This window comes from Enterococcus sp. 9E7_DIV0242 (assembly GCF_002140975.2).
Classification (GTDB): domain Bacteria; phylum Bacillota; class Bacilli; order Lactobacillales; family Enterococcaceae; genus Enterococcus_L; species Enterococcus_L clewellii.
Window position 1 is genome coordinate 333,710 of the sequence record NZ_CP147247.1, and the last position, 24,684, is coordinate 358,393.

A 24,684-nucleotide genomic window follows, 5' to 3' on the forward strand; every position below is an offset into this window, starting at 1 on the left:
ATTGTATAAAGTTTATGTCCAACCTTTTAACTATAGCAAATTAATAGCGTGATTTCAAAAAATGAGCTATTATTAAAGAAACATTAAAAAATCTTGGATGGGGGAAATAGTATGACAAAAATTGTTAAATCTGTTACTGAGTTGATTGGTCAGACACCTGTTGTTCAACTTCAAAGACTTGTACCTGAGGACGCGGCAGAAGTGTTTGTTAAATTAGAATTTTTCAATCCCGGTGGAAGCGTGAAGGACAGAATTGCATTGAGTATGATCGAAAGTGCAGAAGAAGCTGGAAAGCTCTCAGCTGGAGGAACGATCATCGAGCCGACAAGTGGAAATACTGGGATTGGTTTGGCTATGGTTGGTGCTGCAAAAGGGTATAAGGTGAAAATCGTTATGCCTGATACGATGAGCATGGAACGTCGTCAGTTGATGAAGGCCTATGGTGCGGAGTTGATCTTGACTCCCGGCTCAGAAGGAATGAAGGGTGCAATTGCTAAAGCGACAGCGTTAGCAGAAGAAAATGGCTATTTTATGCCACTACAATTTGATAATCCGGCAAATCCTGCAATTCATGAAAAAACAACTGGAAAAGAAATCGAAGCTGCTTTTGGAGCAGATGGCTTAGATGCTTTCGTTGCAGGAATTGGCACTGGCGGAACAATCACAGGCGTTGGTCGCGAATTGAAGCGTGTTTATCCTGAAATAGAAGTGATTGCTGTTGAACCGACAGAATCACCTGTATTGGAAGGCGGCGCACCTGGACCACATAAAATCCAAGGAATTGGGGCAGGTTTTATTCCTAAAGTATTAGATACAGATATCTATAGCGAGGTGTTAGCCGTATCAAGTGAAGATGCAATGGAAACTGCGCGTCAAGCTGCAACGAAAGAAGGTCTTTTGGTGGGGATCTCTGCTGGGGCAGCTATCTATGCAGCAATTGAAATAGCGAAAAAGCTTGGTAAAGGGAAAAAGGTTCTGACGGTTATCCCGGATAATGGGGAGCGATACCTTTCTACAGCTCTATACAAAACTGAAGATTAGTATGATAAAAAAACGATTGAGGTCTGCTCTGACTGAGCAATACCTTAGTCGTTTTTTAATGCTGGAAAAGCAAGTATTCTAACGTTGTAACATAAAGTGAACGAAGTAGTTCTTAGTATGTGTACATTGAATAAGTGTGTTGATAACAACCAACAATGCACCAAAAAAGTCTGCTAAAAGATCGAGCATGGTGTCCATCAATGCTGCTTGACCAATTTTAGGGATTTTTTGTATGCCGTTAAACTGTTGGAGATTCATCCCAAAAAAGCAATCACAAAAGAATTCCCAAAACTCCCAGAGGAGACCAATAGTTAAGGAAAAACAGAAGCCAAAAAGAACATAGGGCCAGAAGGAGTGGGGGCTAGTCGTATCAAGAAATAGTGTGAAAATGCTGTAACCAAGGAGGCTAAAGAAAATTCCGCATAACACATGTAGCCCTTTATCCCAATGAGGGATTTTATTGACAAAGTTTAGCCCTGTTCCAAGAAAGATAGAGAGAATTAGAAAGAGCTGGTAGAAGGCAGAGAGAATGTCTGGAAAGGAAACATGCAAAAACGTTTGGATCATAATGGGAAGAAAAATCAGCAGCATGCCAATGAATAGTTGTAAAAGAAGAAAATAGTTGATTTTTCCCACACTGCGCCCTTGCAAATAGACATATAAGCTGATCGTTACCCAAGAAGCAAATGAGAGCGTGGAAATGGATAATGGTTTATTCATAGGTAGCTTCCCTCCTTAGAAAAGTGATGATTGTCCATAGTTCGTTAAAATAGACAAGGTTATTCTTCACAAGTCGCTTTTTTGATTGATAACTAAAAAAATGAATCAAATAAGTTGTTTTGAAAACGCTTTTGTTTACATGGTATCATAATCAAAAAAAAGAATTTCCGTACTTGATGAAGGAGTGGACGTGTAAAACAGCTACAATAACTGAGGAGTCCCACTTCTTTTTTATTTTAATCAATAAAAGAATTTTTTGTTCTTAGATTGTATTATTTATTACTTAGTAAGGAAATTTGAAGAATTTTATTGCTTTTTCCTTATTTTCCAACCTTCTCAGCGATTATTTCTTGTAAAGCTTGTTTAGAAATAGTATTATTTAATAAAAGGAGGGATTTATCAATGGATAATATATTGGTCAAAAATGCAATGGCAGAACTAAAAGAAGCCAATATTCGAATTACTCCCCAACGTTATGCGATTTTAGAGTACCTGATTGAAAACCACACGCACCCAACGGCAGATGAGATTTACCGAGCATTAGAGAGTCGTTTTCCTAATATGAGCGTTGCTACTGTTTATAATAATTTAAGACTGTTCACTGAAATCGGATTTGTTCAGGAGATGAACTATGGCGATGCAGCCAGTCGTTTTGATTTTAGTTCTAAAAAACATTACCATGCGATTTGTCAAAACTGTGGCAAAATCGTTGATTTTCATTATCCTGGGTTAGAGGATGTTGAAATGGCAGCCAGTCGTTTGACAGGGTTTGAAATCAATGAACATCGTCTGGAGCTATATGGCTTATGCCCGGATTGTCAAAAATTGAAGGAACAGGAGTAGCTTTATGATCAAGAAGATACATACAGATAATGCACCTAAGGCAATAGGCCCCTATGTTCAAGGAAACATTGTTAACGGTCTTTTGTTTGCTTCCGGTCAAGTTCCGCTTCATCCGGAAACAGGAGAAATCGTAGGTACAACAATTGAAGAACAGACGGAGCAGGTAGTGAAAAATATTGCGGCTATTTTGGCAGAAGCTGGAAGTTCGTTTGATCAAGTGGTCAAAACAACATGCTTCTTAAAAAACATGGAAGACTTTGCTGCATTTAATGCAGTATATGCTAACGCTTTTTCAGCGCATCTGCCAGCACGATCAGCTGTAGAGGTTGCTCGTTTGCCAAAAGATGTTCTAATTGAGATTGAAGTTATTGCTTCAGTTACTGAGTAATCAACGATTTCACAAATATTTGTCAGGAAAAGTCAGACTAAAAAGAGCCATTAGGTGAAACTGATTTGTCAGATACAAAAATGAATGGGTACATGGTTTCGTTACCCATATAATAAGCTTTATTTTGAAATTGAAAGCGATTGGATAGCAAAGCTATCTGATTGCTTTTTCTGTTTTCTAGTAAGAATGAACCAATTTCACTTACTAATTGTAAGGTCTATCAGAAAGTTTGTGAAAAAATATTTTTGAATTCACAAGCGCGAAAATCGAATAATAATTCTCAGTTTGTTATAGTTCTATTGTAAGCTACTAAGATAGCTGACTATTAAGAAATCGTTGAGAGAAGGGGAACACATAATGAAAGTTGTAGTTGTAGGATGTACGCATGCTGGAACAGCTGCTGTAAAAAACATTTTAGCAAATCATCCGGAGGCAGAAGTAGTTGTCTATGAAAGAAATGATAATGTGTCATTCTTATCATGTGGGATTGCGCTATACGTCGGAGGAGTCGTGAAAGATCCTGCAGGTTTGTTTTATTCAAATCCAGAAGAATTAGCATCTTTGGGTGCAAAAGTAAATATGGAGCATGAAGTACAATCTATAGACGTTGATAACAAAGAAGTTGTCGCAAAAGACTTGAATACGGGAACAGTTGAGACTGTATCTTACGATAAATTGGTAATGACAACAGGTTCATGGCCAATCATCCCACCAATTCCAGGGATTGATTCTGAAAATGTCCTATTGTGTAAAAATTACAATCAAGCAAATGTTATTATCGAAAAAGCGAAAGATGCACAAAAAGTTGTAGTTGTAGGCGGAGGGTACATCGGAATCGAGTTGGTTGAAGCCTTTGTTGAATCCGGAAAGCAAGTTACTCTGATCGATGGCTTAGATCGTATTCTAAATAAATATTTAGATAAACCTTTCACAGATGTTTTGGAAAAAGAGCTGGTTGACCGTGGTGTACAGCTTGCTTTAGGTGAAAATGTAAAAGAATTTAAGGCAGATGAGTCTGGTGCTGTGACGAAAGTCATCACACCAAGTCAGGAATTTGATGCAGATATGGTTATTATGTGTGTCGGATTTAGACCGAACACTTCATTACTTGAAGGAAAAGTTGAAATGTTACAAAACGGCGCTCTTATCGTAGATGAATATATGCGTACAAGTAATCCGGATATTCTTGCTGCCGGAGATAGTGCAGTTGTACACTATAACCCAAGTGGAACGAATAACTACATTCCTTTGGCAACAAATGCTGTTCGTCAAGGAATGCTGGTTGGCTATAACTTAACTGAAGAAAAGCTTGCGTACAGAGGAACACAAGGGACTTCCGGACTTTACTTATTTGGCTGGAAGATCGGTTCTACTGGTGTGACATTGGAAAGTGGCAAAATGAATGGCCTAGAAGTTGAGGCAACTCATTTTGAGGACAACTATCGTCCAGAGTTCATGCCAACAACTGAAAATGTTATGATGGAGTTGGTTTATGAGAAGGGGACAAATCGTATTGTTGGTGGACAATTGATGTCTAAGTATGACATCACACAATCTGCTAATACCTTGTCATTGGCTGTTCAAAATAAAATGACGGTAGAAGATCTAGCAATTTCAGATTTCTTCTTCCAACCTCATTTTGACAGACCTTGGAACTACTTGAATCTATTAGCGCAAGCTGCTTTGGCAGATATCAACAGTAAATAATTCGTCTTAGATGACAGCATTAAGATAGTGAGATAAAGAGTGAGATGATAGGGGACTGGAAACATCCGCTAGTCTCATTTCGCTTCTAAATAAAAGGAACGAGCGTAGGAAAAATTTTCCTGCGCTTGTTTTGCGAATAGAGATACGTCACAATCTCTACTTGAATCCTTTTTATTTCGGTGGATACAAGGTGTATATTTTGCCTTTTTTTGCTAATTTTGAGATGCTTATATTGAAAGAAATGTGAGGTGGAAAAATGAATAATAAAATAAAAGAAACCATCATCCGCTCTATTTTTGCTTTTGTCGGTGTAGGTATTCTTGCTTTTGGGGCAGCAACTTTACGTGTTGGTCAAGTTGGTCTGGACCCATATACTGCTGCAAATATAGGGATTGGGAAGACACTCGGGCTTTCCCTAGGTGTGTATCAGTTAGGGATCAATATTGTTATCCTGCTTATGGTTTTTATTTTCGGAAGAAAATATATAGGGATTGGAACAATTATCAATATGGTTCTGACAGGATTCTTTATTGATTTTTTCACATGGGTCTATCAAGATATCTTTACCATTGAGTTAACGCTGGTGATACGAGCGCTCCTATTGATTGTAGGCGTATTGATATTCACATTCGGAGCTTCTTTTTACATGTCAGCAAAATTGGGTAATGCGCCTTATGATGCAATTGCCCCGATGATTGTTGATCGGACGAAGTTTAGATATAGAAGTGTTCGGGTAATACAGGATATTGCCTTTGTTCTATTGGCCTTTGTATTTGGCGGACCAGTAGGAGTAGGAACGGTGATCAATGCGTTTTTCACAGGACCATTGATTGAATTTTGGAATAAAAAAGTTAGTGAACCGATTATTGAAGGACAAGTCAAAAAAGCTGCTACATTGAATAAAAGCAGGGAATCGTGAGCGATCGGTTTCCTGCTTTTTTATGTAGGAGAACATTTGAAGGCTCTCAACCTATTGAATGAAATAGACGTAATCTAACTTCATGAGCTTGTGTAGCATTTCTTTATTCCTGTGGGTTAAGTTTTGCTTATTTTTCTAGCTTGAGCTTCCATTGTCTCTACTGAAACTACATGGTAAGGTTAGGTTAGATAAAGGACAGGAGTGGATAAAAATGACTATAGGGGGAACGATTCGAAGCTATCGGAAAAAGCGAGGAATGACGCAAGAAGGAGTGGCGAAGCAGTTGAATGTTTCGGCGGGCGCAGTGAGCAAATGGGAGACAGGGACTAGCTTGCCGGATACGGAACTGTTGATCCCTTTGGCGAATACACTTCAGGTAAGCTTGGATGAGCTCTTTGATTTTTCTTTGCAGCTATCAGAGGAACGACTCGCGGAGATAATGACCGAAGTGACAACCTGTTTTGAGGAACAATCTTTTTCGGATGGATTGTGTTTAATAAAGAAATATACCCAAGAATTTCCACATTCAGAAGAGTTAGTGTATCAAACTGCACATTTGATATGGACATACAGCCTTCTTTCGCCGTTCAAGGATGAAGAAGAAGTGAGTGAAAGACGAGAAGCAGCATTGGAACAGTACAAGCGACTATTTGATTCTGAGAACGAACGGATACGATTGAATGCCACTTATACCGGCGCAGTTATTTTGATGGGAGAAAATCGTGTGGAAGAGCTGGAAAAGTTGCTTCAGAAAATTCCTTCGACAGATTATGATACATTTTATATGACACTGCATGTTCTTGAGAATAAAAAGGAGTATTCTCAAGCAAGGAGGTTGTCCTTATCAAAACTGTTTAGCAGAATCAATGAAGTGTGCTCGTTGTTGGCAATCACTGGAAGACTATCCGAAAAGGTAGATGACTATGCACAGGCTACTGTCTGTTTTGGATTGCTTGAAAAGCTGGAGGATAATTTCGACTTGATTACACCGTCTGTGACAGCACCCAGAAAAGTTAAGCAGCTAATTGAAATGGGCGATAAAGAAGCAGCGGCTAGATGGTTCAAAAAGATGGTAGTTCAACTAGCGGAGCAACCACTTGATTGGAGTGCCCATCCCTTATTTTCTAGCATTCAGCTTTCGGCAGGTGAGGATAAGCAAAAGAAGATTCGAGCACTGTATTTAGAAGAATTATTGACGGACTTTAACGAGTTATCTGGCTACGCTGAGTACGAAGAAGCGCAAGAGATTATATCAGCATTTTGATTAAATAGAGCAGAGAGGATTGGGCTAGAGGGTTAAGCTTATTTTCGAAAAAATCCCTTCTGACTTACTGTTTATTTGGGTTTATCTGTAGTTAGAGTGTAGAAGTGACTGATTTTCTATGCTCTTTTTTCGTTGTAGCAAGATGATTTTCTTTGTTTATTAAAATTCCTCTCATTTTTGATACATACTAGTAAAATCCATGATAGTATAGCGAAGGATATAAATGAGAGAGGAGCGTATGGATGAAAACGTTTATGATGAAAAATTCGGTTCGTGATGCCTTATATGTGACTGTAGGGTCTTTTTTATTGGCTGCGGCTATTAATAGCATCTTGCTGCCAATGTCCATTGTGTCGGGTGGTGTTTCTGGACTTAGTATTGTATTAAATCATTTTTTTGGGTGGAATCCGGCTATTATACTCTATGCAATCAACATTCCCTTGCTTGTCCTGTGCTTCATTTTTTTAGGAAAAGAAAATGGCTTGAAAACACTTTATGGTAGCTTGATTTTTCCATTTTTTGTTGGAATTACTGGGAATATTCCAGCACTGACAGATAATCTGCTGTTAGCTTCTATCTATGGAGGTATCGGTGTTGGAATTGGCCTAGGTTTGGTTTTTCGGGGGAATGCCTCAACTGGTGGAACAGCCATTCCCGCACAAATCATCCATAAATATTTCAAAGTGCCATTGGGACTTTCTGTTTCTATTGTGGATGGTTTCATTATTTTATCCGGATTACTGGCATTTGATGTGGACCGCATTTTATTTTCGATGATTTGCCTTTTCTTAACAGGACGCGTGATCGATATCATTCAGGTTGGTGTCGTTCGTTCGAAGAATGTGTTTATTGTTTCGCCTGAATATGAAGAAATGAAACAAGTCTTGCTAAAAAACTTAGATAAAGGCGTTACCTTGATTCCGATAGAAAGCGGCTATCATGAGAAAAAAGGCATGCTGATCATGACAGTTATCAAAGAAAAGGATTTTCCTCTATTAAAGGAAAGCTTGCTGGAGATTGATGAGCACGCGTTCATAGTTTCTATGGGAGCAAGTGAAGTGTTTGGACGTGGCTTTAGTTTACAACGCATTTTTGAGTATATGGAGTAGTGGATTTCAACTAGCAGGTAAGGTATTCTTAGGAATATCTTACCTGTTTTTTTCTTTTATAAAGGAACGATTTTATGTTTTCTTAATGGGAATTACTGGTATAATAAAAAAATATAAATTCTTGTTGATTCAAAATCAGGGGAAGAAAAGAGGCGTTTTATGGGTAAGAGAGCATTGTTGATTATTGATCTACAGGTTGGTCTAGAGTCAGGAGAGAAAAAGCTATATCAACTCGATCAAGTGATTGAACAAGTAAACGAGCAAATCGAGCATTATAGAAAAAATGAACAACCGATTATTTTTATACAGCATGAGGATGAGGACTTAGTTGCCGATTCTCCGAGTTGGCAGCTATTTTCTACTTTAAAGGTGGAGAATAACGATTATTTCGTTGGAAAAACGCACGCCAATTCATTCTATCAAACGGTACTCGGGGAGCTTCTGGAACAGTTGAACATCAAGGAGCTGGAAATATGTGGGGCTCAAACTGAGTATTGTGTTGATACAACCATTTGTATGGCTCATGGACTAGGCTATCAGCTCTTTATGAGAAAAGGAACTGTGACCACTCTTGATAATAACCAATTGACAGCTCCGCAGATTATTGCTCATCATGAAGCTATTTGGGATAACCGATTTTTGACCATTCTCTGATAAAAGCTTGACTCTCTCCTAAGGTCAGAGTGTATGATTTATAGAGAGGTCACAGAGTGATTTAGCAAGGAGGAATAGCGATGGAGACGATTCAGGCGAAAAAGATTCTAACGAAAACCAAGAATCGCGAATGGTTTGGCACGGATTACAATATGAATATTTACCGCGGTTGCAATCACGGCTGCATCTATTGTGACTCAAGAAGTGACTGTTACCAAGTAGAGAATTTCGATCGTGTTACCTATAAAGAAAATGCTTTGACGCTACTTAATAAAGAGCTTCAGGGGAAAAGAAAAAAGGGGGTCATTGGCTTCGGAGCAATGTCTGATGCATACAACCACTTGGAAAAGAAGCACTGTTTGACTCAAAAAGCATTGGAGCTGATTGATACACATGGTTTCGGAGTTTCGTTAGCAACGAAAAGCGGCTTACTGGAAAGAGATATTGTGCGCTTTAAATCGATTCAGCAGCATTCTCCGGTAAATATCGGATTTTCTTTCAGTACCTCTCATGATGGACTTGCCAGTAAAATAGAACGGCATGTCTCGTTGCCTAGTGAGCGATTTGCTGTGTTAGCGAAATGTAAAGAGAATCAATTATATAGTGGTATTCTTTTGATGCCAATCTTGCCATATGTCACAGATAACTGGAAGCTGTTAGCAGATTTAGTTTTGAAAGCTAAGGATGCTAATGTAGATTATATCTATCCGCTGTTTGGGATGACGCTTAGAGATCGACAAAGGGAATACTATTTTAATGCACTGGAGAAGCTATCTCCAAAAGTCAGTGAGAAGTACAAAAAAAATTATAATGACACTTACTTTTTTCCGGCTGAAAATGACAAGCGGCTAAATGCCAATTTCAAGAATCTTTGTACTAAATTAGGAATTACCTATGAAATGGCAGATATTGTTGCCAATTATCAAAAACACTATCAAGTAGAGCAAGAGAGCCTGTTCTAGGTGTATGAGAAGGAGGACCGCTTATGAGAGTTCGAGCTATTCGTAAGGGAGATGGCGCTGCGTTTCTAAAAATGCAGCATCAATTGGATCATGAAAGTGACTATATGCTGATGCTTCCTGAAGAAAGAACAACAACAGTTGAAGAGATGGAGCAACGAATAGAATATGTGCTGAGGCAACATGATTTTCTATTGGTTGCTTTAGATGATGATGGAGAAATTGCTGGGTATATCCAAGCAGAGCAGGGCGGCTTCAAAAAAATAAGCCATTCAGCCTATATAGTAGTTGGTATCCAAGAAAAACTTCAGAGAAAAGGTATTGGAACTCGTTTCTTTCAAAGCTTAGAGAAGTGGGCCAACGAACAGCAGATTACACGACTAGAATTGACTGTAATTACAGAAAATGTAGGTGCTGTGTCCCTCTATAAAAAAGCCGGATTCGAAATTGAAGGCACCAAAATAAACGCCATCTTTCAAAATGACGTTTATTTGGATGAGTACTATATGGCAAAGATCTTGAATTAAAAAAAATCTATACTGTTTTAGCGGACGATCAGTTCATCTCCAATGAGAACAGTCATATCCGTCAAATTATTCTTTTGCATCAGCTCTTCCAGTGTAAGACCATGATTTTCTGCAATCAATGAAAGCGAGTCGCCTTCTTGAGCCACATAAGTTGTCGGCTGTTCCTGAGTGGTCGAATCACTTGGTGTTTGTGCTTGTTCCGGACTTGTGTTTTCGGCACCGCCTTGAGCCTCTGGAACATCAGGAGTGGTAGAGCCCTGTGTCTCTGCTAAAACAGAAGAAGAGGTTGACGTGCTTGACTGCGTTATAGAAGCTGATGAGCTGGTTTGGTTATTTGACGTTGTTGTGGTTGAGCTATTTCTGGCAAGTTTGTCTATTTCATTTTCAAGACGTGTGACTTGATTTGTAAATTCCACTTGCTTATTATCTGATTGGTAGGCACGGTATACTAAATAACCAAGACCTATTGTGTTTATTAGTAGTAAAAGTACAAGTAATACAGAAATGCTTGAAGAACCAGAATCTCTTCGAGCAGATCGGCTAGTGTGTTCGTTATCCATTAAAAAAACTCCCCTTTTGTTCAATTATCTAATGTAGTATAGCACATCTATTTTGAAATAACATTCGTTTTTATGCATTTTTTTGTTATTTAACCAAATGAAAGTGTAAAAGACAAGCTGTTCAATCTAAAAGTTTTGTCAATTATATGTTACCAGTCTTTCTATTATGTCGTCAATAGAAGATTTGGATAAAAAAGGAGGATTTTCAATCATGGTGTTAAGTGAAGAAGAGCAGTTGGAGCAAATAGAAGCATACGCTGCTGAAATATTAGCAGAAGATTTGAGTGGGCATGACATGGATCATGTCTATCGTGTTGTGCGATTGGCGGAGCAGATTGCCGCTGAAGAAGCTTGTTCTTTATTTATTGTACAAGCAGGTGCTTATTTACATGATGTGATCGACGATAAGCTGATACAAAACGAAGAAGTTGCGTGTAAGAAGCTGCATGAATTTTTGTTAAGCATTTCAGTTGATGAAGCTACAGTAAAGGAAATTCTTCATGTTATAACCAACGTTTCTTATAGTAAAGAAGCCTTGCAAGGTAGAAATGAATCATTGACGATAGAAGCGAAAATCGTTCAAGATGCGGATCGATTGGACGCGATGGGTGCAATAGGAATCATTCGGACTGCTTATTATGGAGGTAAAAAGGGACATAAAATCCATGACCCCAAACGAGCTGTGGCTCAATTCAAAAGTAAGGAAGCCTATCGGGAAGGGAGTACAGTAATCAATCATTTTTATGAGAAGCTGTTGAAGCTCAAAAGTGGACTTCATACAAAATGTGCTAAGAGAATAGGTGAAAAAAGGCATCACTTCCTTTTGCTCTTTTTAGATGAGTTTTTAGAGGAGTGGGGTTAACAGATTTTTACTAATAATGCAGAAAAAACGGTTGATTTAGCTTGTCTTTTATGACATGTTAAATCAACCGTTATAGTATAATCATGGATCAACCAAGCTCTTTCATTCTTTTTAATGAGCCAAAATAGAGAACGATCAAAACGCCAAGTATTCCCAGAATAAACAAGAGAAAAGCCGAGCCGGAACCCTTTCCTTCACCGAAAATGGAAAGGAGAGAGGAAGTCTGTTGATGCATAATTGGTTCAAACCATTCATCAATCATCAAACCAGCGAGTAAATGGCCCAACGGAATCGTAAAAAACTGCAGGGCATTTCTCACGGAATAGACACGTCCTTGCATGCTCAACGGAATTTTTTCCCTCAAGAGAACATCCATATTTGCACTCATAAAAGGGATTGGAAGCCAACCGAGAATGGCACCTATACACCAAATTGGAATAGAATCCGTTACTGCCAAAATGAAGTTTTCCGTGGCCATAGAGATGAATAAAGCTACACAAATGACCTTGATTCGATTTTTAGGTGCTCGTCGAATCGAGACGATGACGCTTCCAATTAGACTCGCTAAACCAGTACAGCCATTTACGATGCCTAAGACGGTTTCTTCATCAGGATATTTTGCCAGAACAAGCGCGGGTAGTGCTGTATCAGACATTGAAGCAATTAAGTTGATTGATGATAGAAAAAGAATCAACTCAAGAATGCCTCTGTTCACCTTCAAAAAATCGATGCCTTCTTTTATTAATGATAAAATAGAAGCATCTTTAGAATTGTCACTCAAGGGTTCATCGGGCTGTTCGATGGGAACGAATAACAGTAGAGCAATGAATGCTGTGCTGAAGGTAAGACCATCCACTAGTAGAACAACCTCAAGTCGAAAGAATGATAAGAGCATTGTTGCGATCACCGGTGTCAACATTGTAACCAGCGAATTCGAAAAGGACCGCATACCACTGGTTTTTTGAAAGTATTCTTTGGGAACCAGTAAAGTAATCGCCACATCAGAGGCCGGAGATTGAAACGCCCCCATCACACCATTAACGATGTTGATGAGGTAGAGGTGCCAGATGGCTAATTGTCCGCTTTGAAGTAAAAAGAAAGCAGACAGCGTTCCTAATACAGCGATACTATCGCAAATCAACATCGTTCGTTTCTTGTTCCACCTATCACTAAGTGCTCCGGCAAACATACTTAAAAGGACATAGGGTGCATAGGAACAAACAGTAAGAAGTCCCATTGTTAGAGCCGAGCCTTGCTGTTGATAGATCCAGATAATCAATGCAAAACTGGTCATGGCACTCCCAAAGGATGACAGTGTCTGTGTAATCCAGAGAATAATAAAACGGTTTAAATTTTGTTGTTGCTTCATAATGACTTTGCTCCTTAATAAACATTTTTGTATTATCAAAAATGCAAAGTCGTTTGGAACAGGTTCCTAGGACCTGTTTGAGACAGTCGAAAATAACTGAATGCTTCGATTAGTCCTTAAGTGATTCTCCATGCAAGTTGTTCCAAAGACTTTGCATGGAGTTTTTTGATGCAAATAACCATGATTGTATCCTCCTTGTTGCTACTATATTTTTTCATTATAACGGATTTTACCTATCGTGACGAGAGTGATTTGACTAATTCTTTGCCTCCTTCTATAGACAGCTCCTTAAATAAATGAAAGCAAGCTGATTCGATTATTTACCACGGCTGTTGAAAAAAATGTGTGAATATAGGTTGCCTAGAAAAATATCCGTCGTATGACCTATAGAAAATCCGTCGTGGGACTTATAGGAGAAAGATGGATACTGATATATACTCAATGTATAAATGAAAATAGTTAGGGGATAAAGAAAATGAAAAAAGTAGGATTAATAGCAGTAGGGTTAGGTACATGTTTTTTATTGGCAGGATGTCAATCTCTTGGGGGCTCTTCTTATGAAGAAAAGCACTATGAAAATGATGGCAATATTCAAATATTGGAAATTGCTGATGATAATATGAAGATCAATGTGGTTGGGGTTTCGAGTGATCAACCAATATCGATTAATTACTATGAAAGAAAAAATGAAACCTATACATTTAATGAAAAGAGCAACAAGGTTTCAATGAAAAAAAACAATCGTTCTTCCGGCTGGAATATTTTTTCTATCTTTAATTGGAACACTGAGAATATAGAAATGACTGTTGAAGTTCCGGAAAATCAATTAGATAATTTGATGGTCAAAACTGAAAACGGTAAAATTCTTTTAGAGAACATTGCAATTGAAGAGACAAACTTGAAAACAACAAATGGAAAGCTCGAGGTACAAGATAGTCAAGTGGATAAGCTGTTGAAGCTGGCAACAACCAACGGCAAAGTAGAGCTCGAAAATGTCAAAGCGAAAGATGTGACTATTGATACTACGAATGCCAAGATATTGTTTAATGATCTTATGATCAACAATTCTCTTAAAGCTGAGACGACCAATGGGAAAATCAGCGGAACCATTGATGGGAATCAAAAAGACTTTGCGATCGATTCACAAACAACAAATGGTAAGAATAGCTTAGGAAATACGAAATCGGGAAGCAAACAGCTAAAATTGAAAACGACAAATGGAGCGATCGATGTTGACTTCAATGAAGACTAGTCAGGAACATACATCTTAAAATAGGTTTATTCTTAGAGCTGTGGTAGCAGAAATTATCACAGCTCTTTTCGGTTTGTCTTCAAAAAGAAAAGGGGTTTTGTTAAAATGAGAGGGTAGAGTGATAGGATTTATCATTCTAATAGCGGAACAAGAGTATGAGAGAACTTTGACTAGTCTGAGTCGAGCTGAAGATAGGCTGTTCCTAATGAAAAGTTTGGAGGGCTGGTTTAGCTGTTGTACCGATTATGTTTATGAAGGAAAGACGCTTTATTCCGTAAGACGATTGATTTTAGAGAAATAATGATTATCGGTCACAGTGATCGAATAGAAAAGAACGGAGGAACATAAATGGCGAATGATTCATTAGATATACGAAAATTACAGGAGTCTATTTTTGTAAAAAAGGATGAAGGAACAGAGGTCAATTATTTTCTTTATCCAGAGTTTGAAATACATAAAAATGTTCTTACCGTAGGTGTTATTCAAGAGTGGCATACTCATACTGTTGTCGAGGAAGTCATCGTTTGCACAAACGGTGTGTTTCATGTTGAAACAATCGAGAACCATTCCATGTCCTCAGTGTGTGTTAAACCAGGGGATGTTGTTCGAGTAAAAAACAGTGTCCATCGTTTGGTGAACAGTGGAGAGGCAGATGCGGAGTTTCTTGTCTTTCGTTTTGTTCCGGATGGCACGAATAAGCAGGAAATCATCAAGCAAGACAAATGTGTGTATACAGAAAACCAAATTCAAGATTTGCTGAAAAAAAGAGAAGAGTAAAGCGAAAGAGTAGAGGGAAAATCGAACAAGAAGTAGTTTGTGGAAGAAGCAGTACAGGTTTATGAAATCTAGCTGTTCATCATCAAATCCTTGCGGTAGCAAAGAAATAGAAACTTCTTGTTTCATTTTTCATTTATGGTATACTTATGAAACAAACTTATAAAAGAATCTTTCATAAGGGGTGAGAAGTTGAAAAGTGTACAACCAAAAAACATGAAAAAGTATAATGAGCGATTACTTATTGAGTTTCTTTTATCCTGTTCAAATGCTACAAAGGCGGAAATTTCTGAAAAAACCGGGATGAGTATCACGACAGTGCGAACTCAGTTGCAGGCATTAATGGATAAAGAGGCAGTCTGTACTATGGGAGAACCCGAATCGATTGGCGGGAGACCGGCTGAAAAATATGCCTTATCCAGTTCTTATGCGCCCTTTCTATTTATCGATTTCGGTTTTGCAAAATCGACAGTAATTGTTCAGTCCTTATCTGGAAAAAAATTAGTGGAACAAGTTCTTCGGACAGAACAGATAGAAGCAGTAATCATTGCGTTATTGGATCAGTTTTCTCAAATTGAATTGATAGAGATTGCTGTGCCTGGAATACCAGTTGAACAGGGATTTCTCTATGGAGAAAATTTGGATGAAAAGAAGACGTATCATTTCGATTTTCTGAGTCAAGTGAGCGAGACTATTTCTGTTGAAGTCATTAATGATTTAAATTTATGTGCATTTGGTCAGCTACAGAAATATCCAGCTGTTGAGCACCTTGTCTATCTATCCTTTGGCGACTGCGTAGGGACAGGGATCATCATTGATCGCAAGCTTTATACCGGTTATCAAGCCTTTGCAGGAGAAATCGGGTTGTTAAACTACGAGGGCCATGTGATCGATGAATGGTTAAGAACTTCTGATGACAACCAAAGGGAAGCCGTCATTCGCTATGTCCTTGAGCTGGTTTCTTTGCTGCTCAGTCCGCAGATGATCATTATTTCTGAATGTCGATTATCTGAAAAAGCAATCGAAATGGTGAGTGAAGAGGTCAATAAACGGATTTGGTCAGAGCAACAGATTGTGCTGACGAAAGAAGCAGAAGGAGATCGATTATCCGGAGCTTATCGTCAAGCTGTAAATAATTTTATGGAGAAGGGATGGACGGAAGCATGAGTAAGAAAAAAATAACTCTTTTTTTACTAGTGATTTACTTGACCTTTATCAGTTTAGGTCTCCCTGATTCAGTATTAGGCACTGCTTGGCCGGTGATGTATGATGAGTTTCATGTGTCCTCAGGAGCAGCGGGGCTGATTGCGATGGTCGTCGCGATTTGTACTGTTATTTCCAGTTTGAAGACCGTTGCATTGGTTCAAAGATTTGGCACAGCTCGTTTAGTGATTTTCAGTGTGTTGCTGACGGCTGTCGGTCTTTTGGGGTTTGGAGTAACGCAACAATATCTCTTTTTCGTACTGTTTGCCATTCCTCTTGGGCTAGGTGCTGGAGCGATCGATACAGCGTTGAATGATTATGTTGCTTTGCACTTTAAAGCTCATCACATGAATTGGCTACATGGTTTTTGGGGCATTGGGGCAACGTTGGGTCCTATGATCATGGGGACCGTTCTCCTGAGGCAATGGAGCTGGAGATCCGGCTATTTCTTATTAGGAGGACTCCAACTTATTGTAGTCATCGTATTGTTGTTTAGTTTGCCGCTTTGGAGAATGCCTTCTAAAACAGCCAAAGCAAAGCAATCAAATGAGGCAGCAGGAATGAGTATTCGAGAGACCTTACGCATTCCAGGGGTATGGTACTCTGTGCTGTCGTTCATCTTTTATGTAGGTATCGAGGCATCGATGGGCTTGTGGGGCAGCAGTTATCTTATTCTGGTGAAAGGAACCACCGTTGGCCACGCCGGATTCATCGTTTCTGCCTTTTACGCAAGCTTGACGATCGGCCGAATGGTCTCTGGATTTTTGACCTTTCGATTTTCTAACCGATTTATTCTATACATGAGTGAGGTGCTATTGCTAGTTGGTGTGTTCCTCATTTTCTTATTTGAAGGAAGCTTGGGAATTATTGGGTTTGCATTGACCGGCTTAGGCAGTGCCGCTATTTTCCCAACAATGCTTCATGAGACACCAACCCGATTCGGTGTCACTCATTCCGGTCAGGTGATGGGCGTACAAATTGGTTTAGCTTATATAGGAACTGCAGGACTGCCCTTCTTGCTGGGATTGCTGGGTGAAACCTTTTCTATGGCGATTTTCCCACCAATGCTAATGACCTTTGGGGTGATACTATTAGTTGCTACGATCAGAATTGAAAAAATAACAGAAAATAAGGAAAAGAGGGGAAAAAATGACAATTATTGACAAACGACTATTTGACTGGTTAACGGAATCTTCTTGTGTCGTTAAGGAGAACGAGCTCCAAATGGAGGCAACAAAAAAATCAGATTACTTTATTCATCCGGAAACAGGAGAAAGCTCGTTGAATGCGCCTTTTTTGTATACAACAATCAGTGGCGATTTTACCATTCGTGCGAAAGTCACGCCTCAATTTAAGGAAATATATGATGCTTGCGGCTTACTGATTTATGATCGTGCGTCACTTTGGGGAAAATTATGTTTTGAATATACAGATATGGGCGTGAATGCTGTTGTTAGTGTGATCACTGATAAAGCTTCTGATGATGCCAACGGACAGTCATTGGTAAGTGACAATGTTTGGCTGCAAATTTCGAGAAAGGGACAGTTGTTTTCCATGCACTATTCTCTTGATGGAAAGGTATTTCGCATGGTGCGCTATTTCTCTCTACCATGTAATGAAGAAATCAAGGTTGGTTTCTTGGCCCAATCTCCTTTAGGTGATGGTGGCAGTCCCTTGTTCCAAAATATCTTTTTGGTAAATGAACCATTGACTGATATGAGACGAGGGGAGTAAATCATAGAGAAAAGCCTGAACCATTTATCAAATTCCTAGCGAACTATGCATCTAAAGAGAGTAACGGACAAGGCAACACTCTCTCCGAAGGTTGAGAAGAATAAAGATATAGAAACAGTTTTTTTGCTAAAAAGCCGAAATTCACCAAAAATCATGAAGCATTTTTGGTGAATTTCGGCTTTTTCTTTTCTTATATAATCATTTTGTCACAGTCTAAAGTCTATAAAAACTTGAAACTAAACACCTTAATTTTAGCTGTTTTAAATTATCTGATACATCAAAGTTATTTTATACAAGCGCAAGTTCTACATCGATATTTCCGCGTGTTGCTTTAGAATATGGGCAAAAGTCATGTGCTTTTACTAAATAGTCTTTCGCGGTAGCTTCATCAAGTCCTTCAATATGAACATCCATGACTACACCGATTTGATAGCCCCCATCATCCGTTGTATAAAGTGAAACACGAGCTTTTACTGTTGTTTCTGCTTCAATATTCCCTTCCTTTAAAACATGTTGCAAGGCACCGTTGAAGCAAGAAGCATATCCAGCGGCAAATAATTGTTCTGGGTTGGTACCTTCCGCATGAAGTCCCGGTGGTGTGATTTTCATGTGCATAGTTCCATTAGGAGCTTCTACATAACCGTCTCGTCCACCGTGGTTTGTCATAGCTGTTTCGTACATTTTCTTCATCTAAATTCCTCCGTCCTATTCCTTACCTCTATTCTATTGCTTAAATAGCTTTCATTCAATCAATTTGACTTGTAATATGTACGTGAAAATTAGATGGATCAACAAAAACTGAATATAAAATAACGATTGTAATCATCAGTACACGAGTATGGGTGTTTCGTCTTTAGCATTAAAATTTGAGTTAGCAGAACAGGACTAACTATTATTTTATAACTTATCTAGCTTGCTTTAAGGTTCCTTGACTATGCTTTCTTAAAGGTAGAAGGATTATGGTTCAAAAAATGATACACGCTTTCTTATCGTTGGAAAATAGGATACTATTAGAGGGAGTATGGTGACCAACATTTTTGATTCATCAAGATAAATGGTTCGCTAGGTGCGCCCTTTATTTTACCATTATGTGAGTCAGTTGCACCTTAATTTGGGAGGGGAAGCAGATGAAGAAGACACTTTTTGGTGGACGAGCAGATAAAATCTTTAAGCAGGCAGATACAGTAGTACGGCCTACAAATCGTTGGACAAAGAATGTTCACACATTCTTGCATTACCTGAAAAACAAAAAAATAGCGTTTGTTCCAACACCTATAAGTTTGATGGAGCAGGAAGAAGTCGTTTCTTTTATGCCAGGAAAGGTATACAACGAGCCATTACCGGCATCGTTTTTCACAGATGAATTGATTGTTTCAGCTGCACAACTGCTTCGTGATTTTCATGAGGCTGGATCAGATTATGTGGATCGACTGACAGGTACAGAGGAATGGATGCTAGCTGTAACAGAAAAGCCGGAAGTAATGTGTCATGGGGATTTTGCTCCATACAATGTGACTGTTAATGACGGGAAAGCAGTGGGAATGTTTGATTTTGATACATTGCATCCAGGAAGTCGCATAGAGGACATTGCGTATGCTGTTTATCGTTGGGTTCCCTTCTATGATGGAAACCAAAGTACTGAAAAAGCTCAGAATACTTGGAGGCGCTTTCGATTGTTTATTGATGCGTATGGACTTGAGGCTTCTGAAAAAGAGCAGCTGCCTGCTGCAATGGTAAAAAGATTGGATCAGTTGATTGCATTTATGAAGAGGGAAGCAGAAAAGGGAAATAGTGACTTTAGAAGGAATATCGAAGAGGGACATCTTGATAAATATAGGATTGATCGCATATATATTAGTGAGATGAAGGCAAAGATGCTTCGGATAATGAACGATCCTTCTGTTTTGATAGAGGAGGACAACAGATGTTGATTCAGGATGAGTTGTATGGAAGTTACTTACTTGAGGATGTTCTGGTCGACTTATTGGAGAGTGACGAGGTACAGCGGTTGAAGGATGTTCATATGGCAGGAGCTGCTTGTCTGGTCAACCCGGCATGGAATGAAACCCGTTATGAGCACTCGGTGGGTGTTATGTTGTTGATTCGTCGTCTTGGCGGGTCGTTGGAGGAACAAATCGCCGGGCTTCTTCATGATATCTCACATACAGCCTTTTCCCATTTAATTGATTTTGTTCTGAAAAAGGAGAAGTAGGATTTCCACGAAGAAATCAAAGCAGAATGGCTTCAAGGAAGCTCGATCCCAAGTATTCTTTCAAAGCACGGATATGAGTATACGCAATTATTGTTGGATGATTCGAAATGGTTTCTGTTGGAACAATCGGTACCGGATTTATGTGCAGATCGGATCGATTACACCTTGAGAGAAGTTCATCGTTACTTTGATGTTGCGCTTGAGGAAATCCATGCGTTTATCAGTCAACTTGTTGTCAACGAAGGAAAAGTCTGTTTACGTGATCTGCATTCAGGAGAATGGTTTGTCCGCCAGTATCGGAAAATCGTGATTGATTTTTTCTATGATCCATTGAATGTATTTAGCCATGAAATTGTTGGGAAAGTACTTTCTTACGCTATAGAGGCTGGCGAAATTACTCTATTCGATTTGATGCAAACGGATACGGAGGTTTGGGAAAAAATACAAGCAATCAGTGATCCTGAAATTGTTGATTTCTTGACGCTGCTCACTACCCCGATTATTTTTGAGCGGGTTGACGAAAATGGGCCTTATGACGGCTTTCAACGGAAAAAAGTGAGGTATGTAGATCCATTGGTACTTAATCAAGAGAGATATGTTAGAGTATCTGAGTGTTCCGTAGAAGCTAAAAGAATAATTGAAGCTACATTGGTGGATGGCAATAAGGGCATCTATTTTAAGTATCGCAATAATTAGTTAGTCATTACATGTACTAAGAATAAGAATGGGGGAGCAAATATGGAAATAGTCTATATGTCGATGAATTTAGAACAGTTACCTGTACAGGCCTATGAACCACTAGAGGTGACTGTTTGTAATATCTATAATAATAAGTTTCAACAAATTCCACAGTCCGTTTTTAAAATGACAAATTTACATGAGTTAAACATCTCAGCAAATCAGATTACGACGATTCCAAGTGAAATCGCTCTATTAAGTAAGCTACGGTCCGTAGATTTTGGGCACAATCAAATTGAAGAACTGCCGGAAAGCTTCTTTTCGTTATCTGAGCTGAAAGAGTATGTGTATCTACATAATAATCAGCTAAAAGAAATTCCTGATCTGTTTGATAAAACCAATAAGATTGAATATCTAAACTTGAGTGACAATCAACTAGAAAAAGTACCAACTAGCATCGGTACGTTGAAAAATCTACTTGAATTGAGAACTATGAACAACTGCCTTAAAGAGCTTCCGGAATCGCTGAGCGAGACGATCGAATTAAGAGAGCTTCATTTACGAAACAATCAACTGCAATATCTTCGTTTTGATAGACTTCAGTGGCATAAATTGCGTGTACTTGACGTTGAGGCAAATCAAATTGCTGACATTTCGCTTGATTTTTCTGTATTAAAAAATCTACAAAGGCTCAATCTGAGACAGAATGCGTTGACTGAGCTGCCAAAATCTATTGGACAAGCGAAGGGATTGATTGAGCTCGATTTAAGAAGTAATGAATTACAAAGCTTACCAATAGAGCTGATGGAGTTGCATCAGCTGAAACGTCTTGATCTACGTTGGAATCATAAGCTTGTAAAGCCTAATTGGTTAAATGAGCTGAAAAGCAGAGGATGTATTGTTTATATGTAAGAGGGAGATGCGTTGATTAGGAGAAAACAGTTACTTTTTACAGCGTATTAATTGACTTAAAGTGGGCTCGAAGGTGTATACTTATTGTTGTTATGTATTTCATACAACAAAGGAGGAGATGCATGTGTCTGGAGCGCTAAAATCAATTGAGGGATCTGTTCAACGAAAAGTGGCTGTTCATTTTTCTTTTTCAAACCGCAATCTTTATTTGATCCCTGTTAAGGAAGAGTTCCAGGAAAGTCTGATTGTTCCGCTGGATAAGATTGCTGTTGCTTGTAATGATACGAATGTTCAATTAACCTTTGTGGAATCTGACAGCTGTTATGAATTTTCGTTTAGCACGACACATATGAATCGGAACTTATGGAACCGATTGAGCCAATAAAAATAAGCGTTAGGACAGAAGTAGTTATTCTGCCCTAACGCTTATTTTGGTCAAAAGGGTTGTTACTTGCTCGTGTTACAACTCCGTCTTGCGCTGAAACACAATGCCTGAACGCGGTTGTTCTTATTTCAGTGTTCCCCCGTGAAAAAAGCATTCGTACACTGCTTCGCTTCGGTATAAAATTTCTTCGTATCCTTGAAACCAATCTATCGATCCAGTTACTTTGCAGTTATACAAATAGTCGCCGTTTTGGTAAAAAGTGGGCCCTCTATATGGAAATTTGGCGGAAACGGAGAGTAGTTGTTTATGCTAGTTTAAAAAGGGGCCACTTTTCATAGAAACGATGGTTGAAAAAGGGACCACTACTAACTCACAATAAGTAAAGAATCAATTTACTTATTGGAGGTCTTGGAGTGATAACTTTTATGGATAAATTAACAATCATTCGTCTGCTGGAAGGTGGCCGTTCTCAACGTTCTGTTGCGAAAGAACTGGGTCTCAATCGAAAAACTGTTGGTCGTTACTGGCGGCAGTATCAAGCAGCACAACGATCATTGGAACAAGATCCTGCCAATCCGATAAAAAAAGAGCAGTTAACGGCTCCACCAACTTATCAAACAGAGAATAGGCAACCTAGAAAATATACACCTGAAATCGACCAACGGGTCGAAGAAATTCTCGCATTTGATCAATTAAAAGCCAAACAGCTTGGTCCTCATAAACAACGATTGACCACTGTAGCGATTCACGAAATGTTGGTATCAGAAGGGTTTGATATTGGACAGAGTACATTACGTCCATATATTCGAGAAAAACTTCAAGCAAAAAAAGAGGCGTATATCAAGCAGCTTTACCCATTGGGTTATCGAACCGAGTTTGATTTTGGTGAAGTAAAATGTCTGATCAACCAACAAAAGAGAACATTGACGATCGCGGTATTCTCTTGCCCAGCTTCTGGTTACCGCTGGGGAAAGCTCTATGAATCTGCCAACCAACAGGTTTTCTTGGATGCCCATATTTGTTTCTTTGAACAGCTTCAGGGTGTTTACTCTACGGTTGTTTATGACAATATGCGAAACGTAGTGAAACGCTTTGTCGGCCGACATGAGAAGGAACTCAATGACGAGTTAGTGAAAATGGCTCTTTATTATCGCTTTGAGCCAGTGGTGACCAATCCCTTCAGCGGCCATGAAAAGGGACACGTAGAGAAAAGTGTGCAGGTTTTACGCCGAAAAGCGTTCACAAAACAGTATGAGTTTGAATCGATTGGACATGCCCAAAAACATTTAGATCAAGCTATACTTGAATTAAACTTAGACTCGACGATCGCTGTGGAACAGGCACAATTACAGCCGCTCCGAGGATTTTATGACTACGGTATCACTACAAAGCAAACCGTAGATAAATATAGTTTTGTCCATGTGAATGGCAACTACTATTCCGTTCCAGATTATCTGGTTGGTCAGAAAGTCATCGTGAAACGTTATCTCAATGAACTGAAAATTGTCGGTTCCAGCCAGATTATCGCGACACACCTTATTCAGAAGGGAGAAAAGCAATACTCGATCGATATTCGTCATTATTTAACGACTTTTTTACGGAAGCCTAAGTCATTGGAACACTCGCTTGTTTTGAAGAAGACACCTAAGTTGCGGCATTGTTTTCTTCAGTATTATCAAAAGACCCCGCGTAGATTTCTTCAATTTATTGAAAATCATTTAAGTATCTCTTTGGATCAATTGATCATCCAGTTAGAAGAAGAAGCGTTGAAAGACCATAAGGTCTCTAAAACACCACCTAGTCGAGCGGTAAATGAAGCGAGAAACCAACTGCAGGAATATAATCTGATCCACCAAGTGAGAAAGGCGGCCAATAAATGATCGAAGCATATGCCAAGCAATTAAAATTACCTTATCTGAAGAAAAACTATTCCACTTTACTCCAGCAAGCGATCGACCTGGATCAAAATTTTGAGGAGTTTCTTACACAGCTGCTTACGTTAGAGATTGAACAGCGGCAAAACAATCGGATTCAAACACTGATTCGTCAATCAAAATTGCCAAGTAAAGTGACGTTCGATGACTACATGGACAGTCATTTAGAAGTGAAAATGAAGAAACAAATCAAAGAGTTGAAAACATTACGATTCATCGATCAAAAAGAGAATCTTATTTTAATGGGCAATCCTGGCGTTGGGAAAACCCATTTAGCAACTGTTCTCGGAATGGAAGCCTGTCTTTCCGGAAAAAGTGTCCTCTTTACGAATATCCCTAACTTGGTCATCGAACTAAAAGAATCCATGAGTGCGAACCAGTTGAATTTTTATAAGCGCCGGTTTGGCAAATACGACTTAGTTATTCTAGATGAATTAGGTTATGTGTCATTTGATCAAATAGGAAGCGAGATTCTCTTTAATCTTCTCTCGAATCGAACGACTGCCGGCTCGATGATCATCACGACGAACCTGTCCTTCGATCGCTGGGAAGAAACCTTTAAAGATCCAATGCTTACAGCAGCAATGGTGGACCGTTTGGCCCATCGGGCTCATGTGTTGGATCTCAGTGGTCCATCTTTTCGTGTAGAAGATACAAAGAAATGGCTAAACTAATTTT

The 24,684-nt window shown here is 39.0% G+C and carries 27 protein-coding genes and 1 pseudogene; 23 read left to right on the plus strand and 5 right to left on the minus strand.

Going from position 1 to position 24,684, the window contains the following annotated elements:
- Window positions 1-111: 111 nt before the first annotated feature.
- Window positions 112-1,041 carry a cysteine synthase A gene (gene cysK / locus A5888_RS01670; protein WP_086351111.1) on the plus strand — a complete coding sequence of 310 codons (930 nt, stop codon included), beginning with the start codon at window positions 112-114 and terminating at the stop codon, window positions 1,039-1,041.
- Between the two features lie 78 nt (window positions 1,042-1,119).
- On the opposite strand, the gene A5888_RS01675 is transcribed toward cysK, so the two are convergent.
- Entirely contained in the window at window positions 1,120-1,761 is a 642-nt protein-coding gene (locus A5888_RS01675; RefSeq protein ID WP_086351112.1) for a hypothetical protein, read from the minus strand.
- Window positions 1,762-2,163: 402 nt separating this feature from the next.
- Here A5888_RS01675 and perR point away from each other — a divergent pair, with 402 nt between their 5' ends.
- The 9 genes from perR (at window position 2,164) to A5888_RS01720 (ending at window position 10,131) form a co-directional block, all read left to right on the plus strand.
- Complete coding sequence (gene perR, locus A5888_RS01680) at window positions 2,164-2,604, plus strand: peroxide-responsive transcriptional repressor PerR (RefSeq protein ID WP_086347536.1); 441 nt, start codon at window positions 2,164-2,166, stop codon at window positions 2,602-2,604.
- A 7-nt stretch (window positions 2,605-2,611) separates the two neighbouring features.
- The gene (locus A5888_RS01685) at window positions 2,612-2,992 is read left to right on the plus strand and encodes a RidA family protein (RefSeq protein ID WP_086348328.1); all 381 of its coding nucleotides are present in this window, start codon (window positions 2,612-2,614) and stop codon (window positions 2,990-2,992) included.
- 357 nt (window positions 2,993-3,349) lie between these two features.
- Window positions 3,350-4,699 (plus strand): NADH oxidase, encoded by a 1,350-nt coding sequence (locus A5888_RS01690; protein WP_086347537.1) that lies wholly within the window; start codon window positions 3,350-3,352, stop codon window positions 4,697-4,699.
- A 256-nt stretch (window positions 4,700-4,955) separates the two neighbouring features.
- Window positions 4,956-5,618 carry a YczE/YyaS/YitT family protein gene (locus tag A5888_RS01695; RefSeq protein WP_086347538.1) on the plus strand — a complete coding sequence of 221 codons (663 nt, stop codon included), beginning with the start codon at window positions 4,956-4,958 and terminating at the stop codon, window positions 5,616-5,618.
- Between the two features lie 211 nt (window positions 5,619-5,829).
- The gene (locus A5888_RS01700; RefSeq protein ID WP_086347539.1) at window positions 5,830-6,882 is read left to right on the plus strand and encodes a helix-turn-helix domain-containing protein; all 1,053 of its coding nucleotides are present in this window, start codon (window positions 5,830-5,832) and stop codon (window positions 6,880-6,882) included.
- A gap of 242 nt (window positions 6,883-7,124) precedes the next feature.
- Window positions 7,125-7,991: a YitT family protein gene (locus A5888_RS01705; protein WP_086347540.1), complete on the plus strand. Its 867-nt coding sequence runs from the start codon at window positions 7,125-7,127 to the stop codon at window positions 7,989-7,991.
- Between the two features lie 159 nt (window positions 7,992-8,150).
- A complete protein-coding gene (locus A5888_RS01710; protein WP_086347541.1) occupies window positions 8,151-8,645 on the plus strand; it encodes a cysteine hydrolase family protein in 495 nt (164 codons plus the stop codon).
- Between the two features lie 80 nt (window positions 8,646-8,725).
- Window positions 8,726-9,607: an SPL family radical SAM protein gene (locus A5888_RS01715; RefSeq protein WP_086347542.1), complete on the plus strand. Its 882-nt coding sequence runs from the start codon at window positions 8,726-8,728 to the stop codon at window positions 9,605-9,607.
- Window positions 9,608-9,630: 23 nt separating this feature from the next.
- Complete coding sequence (locus A5888_RS01720) at window positions 9,631-10,131, plus strand: GNAT family N-acetyltransferase (protein ID WP_086347543.1); 501 nt, start codon at window positions 9,631-9,633, stop codon at window positions 10,129-10,131.
- Between the two features lie 17 nt (window positions 10,132-10,148).
- Here A5888_RS01720 and A5888_RS01725 read toward each other — a convergent pair whose 3' ends face one another.
- On the minus strand, window positions 10,149-10,691 hold the full coding sequence (locus A5888_RS01725) for a LysM peptidoglycan-binding domain-containing protein (protein ID WP_086347544.1): 543 nt from the start codon (window positions 10,689-10,691) through the stop codon (window positions 10,149-10,151).
- Window positions 10,692-10,902: 211 nt separating this feature from the next.
- Here A5888_RS01725 and A5888_RS01730 point away from each other — a divergent pair, with 211 nt between their 5' ends.
- Window positions 10,903-11,553 carry an HD domain-containing protein gene (locus tag A5888_RS01730; protein WP_086347545.1) on the plus strand — a complete coding sequence of 217 codons (651 nt, stop codon included), beginning with the start codon at window positions 10,903-10,905 and terminating at the stop codon, window positions 11,551-11,553.
- Window positions 11,554-11,641: 88 nt separating this feature from the next.
- On the opposite strand, the gene A5888_RS01735 is transcribed toward A5888_RS01730, so the two are convergent.
- A complete protein-coding gene (locus A5888_RS01735) occupies window positions 11,642-12,922 on the minus strand; it encodes an MFS transporter (protein ID WP_086347546.1) in 1,281 nt (426 codons plus the stop codon).
- Window positions 12,923-13,397: 475 nt separating this feature from the next.
- On the opposite strand from A5888_RS01735, the gene A5888_RS01740 reads away from it, so the two are divergent.
- The 5 genes from A5888_RS01740 (at window position 13,398) to A5888_RS01760 (ending at window position 17,885) form a co-directional block, all read left to right on the plus strand.
- A complete protein-coding gene (locus A5888_RS01740) occupies window positions 13,398-14,174 on the plus strand; it encodes a DUF4097 family beta strand repeat-containing protein (protein WP_086347547.1) in 777 nt (258 codons plus the stop codon).
- A gap of 348 nt (window positions 14,175-14,522) precedes the next feature.
- Entirely contained in the window at window positions 14,523-14,951 is a 429-nt protein-coding gene (locus A5888_RS01745; protein ID WP_086347548.1) for a cupin domain-containing protein, read from the plus strand.
- Between the two features lie 189 nt (window positions 14,952-15,140).
- The gene (locus A5888_RS01750; protein WP_086347549.1) at window positions 15,141-16,115 is read left to right on the plus strand and encodes an ROK family transcriptional regulator; all 975 of its coding nucleotides are present in this window, start codon (window positions 15,141-15,143) and stop codon (window positions 16,113-16,115) included.
- Window positions 16,112-17,314: an MFS transporter gene (locus tag A5888_RS01755; RefSeq protein WP_086347550.1), complete on the plus strand. Its 1,203-nt coding sequence runs from the start codon at window positions 16,112-16,114 to the stop codon at window positions 17,312-17,314. The genes A5888_RS01750 and A5888_RS01755 overlap by 4 nt, the downstream gene beginning before the upstream one ends.
- Window positions 17,301-17,885: a DUF1349 domain-containing protein gene (locus tag A5888_RS01760; RefSeq protein ID WP_086347551.1), complete on the plus strand. Its 585-nt coding sequence runs from the start codon at window positions 17,301-17,303 to the stop codon at window positions 17,883-17,885. Before A5888_RS01755 ends, A5888_RS01760 begins: the two co-directional genes overlap by 14 nt.
- 288 nt (window positions 17,886-18,173) lie before the next feature.
- Here the strand turns inward: A5888_RS01760 and A5888_RS01765 are convergent, their stop codons facing one another.
- Entirely contained in the window at window positions 18,174-18,575 is a 402-nt protein-coding gene (locus A5888_RS01765) for an organic hydroperoxide resistance protein (protein ID WP_086347552.1), read from the minus strand.
- Window positions 18,576-19,012: 437 nt separating this feature from the next.
- On the opposite strand from A5888_RS01765, the gene A5888_RS01770 reads away from it, so the two are divergent.
- The 5 genes from A5888_RS01770 to A5888_RS01790 all read left to right on the plus strand — a co-directional run bounded on the left by A5888_RS01770 (window position 19,013) and on the right by A5888_RS01790 (window position 22,072).
- The gene (locus A5888_RS01770) at window positions 19,013-19,816 is read left to right on the plus strand and encodes a phosphotransferase enzyme family protein (RefSeq protein WP_086347553.1); all 804 of its coding nucleotides are present in this window, start codon (window positions 19,013-19,015) and stop codon (window positions 19,814-19,816) included.
- Window positions 19,810-20,097 carry an HD domain-containing protein gene (locus A5888_RS01775; protein WP_086347554.1) on the plus strand — a complete coding sequence of 96 codons (288 nt, stop codon included), beginning with the start codon at window positions 19,810-19,812 and terminating at the stop codon, window positions 20,095-20,097. Before A5888_RS01770 ends, A5888_RS01775 begins: the two co-directional genes overlap by 7 nt.
- Window positions 20,098-20,187: 90 nt before the next feature.
- The gene (locus A5888_RS01780; RefSeq protein WP_086347555.1) at window positions 20,188-20,793 is read left to right on the plus strand and encodes a hypothetical protein; all 606 of its coding nucleotides are present in this window, start codon (window positions 20,188-20,190) and stop codon (window positions 20,791-20,793) included.
- A gap of 42 nt (window positions 20,794-20,835) precedes the next feature.
- A complete protein-coding gene (locus tag A5888_RS01785; RefSeq protein ID WP_339101871.1) occupies window positions 20,836-21,687 on the plus strand; it encodes a leucine-rich repeat domain-containing protein in 852 nt (283 codons plus the stop codon).
- Window positions 21,688-21,811: 124 nt separating this feature from the next.
- Entirely contained in the window at window positions 21,812-22,072 is a 261-nt protein-coding gene (locus A5888_RS01790; protein ID WP_086347558.1) for a hypothetical protein, read from the plus strand.
- A 123-nt stretch (window positions 22,073-22,195) separates the two neighbouring features.
- Here the strand turns inward: A5888_RS01790 and A5888_RS21460 are convergent.
- A pseudogene (locus A5888_RS21460) lies at window positions 22,196-22,315 on the minus strand (DUF5680 domain-containing protein); the annotation flags it as partial.
- A 182-nt stretch (window positions 22,316-22,497) separates the two neighbouring features.
- Between A5888_RS21460 and istA the strand changes: the two are divergent.
- Together istA and istB are read left to right on the plus strand one after the other, a co-directional pair.
- The gene (istA, locus tag A5888_RS01795) at window positions 22,498-23,952 is read left to right on the plus strand and encodes an IS21 family transposase (RefSeq protein ID WP_086348506.1); all 1,455 of its coding nucleotides are present in this window, start codon (window positions 22,498-22,500) and stop codon (window positions 23,950-23,952) included.
- Window positions 23,949-24,680, plus strand: coding sequence for an IS21-like element helper ATPase IstB (gene istB / locus A5888_RS01800; RefSeq protein WP_086347227.1), 732 nt, complete (start codon window positions 23,949-23,951; stop codon window positions 24,678-24,680). The genes istA and istB overlap by 4 nt, the downstream gene beginning before the upstream one ends.
- Window positions 24,681-24,684 lie beyond the last annotated feature (4 nt).

Excerpts from the sequence above, each read along its gene's own strand:
- cysK (WP_086351111.1), top strand. The coding sequence starts at position 112 with ATGACAAAAATTGTTAAATCTGTTACTGAGTTGATTGGTCAGACACCT.
- A5888_RS01675 (WP_086351112.1), bottom strand. The coding sequence starts at position 1,761 with ATGAATAAACCATTATCCATTTCCACGCTCTCATTTGCTTCTTGGGTA.
- perR (WP_086347536.1), top strand. The coding sequence starts at position 2,164 with ATGGATAATATATTGGTCAAAAATGCAATGGCAGAACTAAAAGAAGCC.
- A5888_RS01690 (WP_086347537.1), top strand. The coding sequence starts at position 3,350 with ATGAAAGTTGTAGTTGTAGGATGTACGCATGCTGGAACAGCTGCTGTA.
- A5888_RS01695 (WP_086347538.1), top strand. The coding sequence starts at position 4,956 with ATGAATAATAAAATAAAAGAAACCATCATCCGCTCTATTTTTGCTTTT.
- A5888_RS01700 (WP_086347539.1), top strand. The coding sequence starts at position 5,830 with ATGACTATAGGGGGAACGATTCGAAGCTATCGGAAAAAGCGAGGAATG.
- A5888_RS01705 (WP_086347540.1), top strand. The coding sequence starts at position 7,125 with ATGAAAACGTTTATGATGAAAAATTCGGTTCGTGATGCCTTATATGTG.
- A5888_RS01710 (WP_086347541.1), top strand. The coding sequence starts at position 8,151 with ATGGGTAAGAGAGCATTGTTGATTATTGATCTACAGGTTGGTCTAGAG.
- A5888_RS01715 (WP_086347542.1), top strand. The coding sequence starts at position 8,726 with ATGGAGACGATTCAGGCGAAAAAGATTCTAACGAAAACCAAGAATCGC.
- A5888_RS01720 (WP_086347543.1), top strand. The coding sequence starts at position 9,631 with ATGAGAGTTCGAGCTATTCGTAAGGGAGATGGCGCTGCGTTTCTAAAA.
- A5888_RS01725 (WP_086347544.1), bottom strand. The coding sequence starts at position 10,691 with ATGGATAACGAACACACTAGCCGATCTGCTCGAAGAGATTCTGGTTCT.
- A5888_RS01730 (WP_086347545.1), top strand. The coding sequence starts at position 10,903 with ATGGTGTTAAGTGAAGAAGAGCAGTTGGAGCAAATAGAAGCATACGCT.
- A5888_RS01735 (WP_086347546.1), bottom strand. The coding sequence starts at position 12,922 with ATGAAGCAACAACAAAATTTAAACCGTTTTATTATTCTCTGGATTACA.
- A5888_RS01740 (WP_086347547.1), top strand. The coding sequence starts at position 13,398 with ATGAAAAAAGTAGGATTAATAGCAGTAGGGTTAGGTACATGTTTTTTA.
- A5888_RS01745 (WP_086347548.1), top strand. The coding sequence starts at position 14,523 with ATGGCGAATGATTCATTAGATATACGAAAATTACAGGAGTCTATTTTT.
- A5888_RS01755 (WP_086347550.1), top strand. The coding sequence starts at position 16,112 with ATGAGTAAGAAAAAAATAACTCTTTTTTTACTAGTGATTTACTTGACC.
- A5888_RS01760 (WP_086347551.1), top strand. The coding sequence starts at position 17,301 with ATGACAATTATTGACAAACGACTATTTGACTGGTTAACGGAATCTTCT.
- A5888_RS01765 (WP_086347552.1), bottom strand. The coding sequence starts at position 18,575 with ATGAAGAAAATGTACGAAACAGCTATGACAAACCACGGTGGACGAGAC.
- A5888_RS01770 (WP_086347553.1), top strand. The coding sequence starts at position 19,013 with ATGAAGAAGACACTTTTTGGTGGACGAGCAGATAAAATCTTTAAGCAG.
- A5888_RS01775 (WP_086347554.1), top strand. The coding sequence starts at position 19,810 with ATGTTGATTCAGGATGAGTTGTATGGAAGTTACTTACTTGAGGATGTT.
- A5888_RS01785 (WP_339101871.1), top strand. The coding sequence starts at position 20,836 with ATGGAAATAGTCTATATGTCGATGAATTTAGAACAGTTACCTGTACAG.
- istA (WP_086348506.1), top strand. The coding sequence starts at position 22,498 with ATGGATAAATTAACAATCATTCGTCTGCTGGAAGGTGGCCGTTCTCAA.
- istB (WP_086347227.1), top strand. The coding sequence starts at position 23,949 with ATGATCGAAGCATATGCCAAGCAATTAAAATTACCTTATCTGAAGAAA.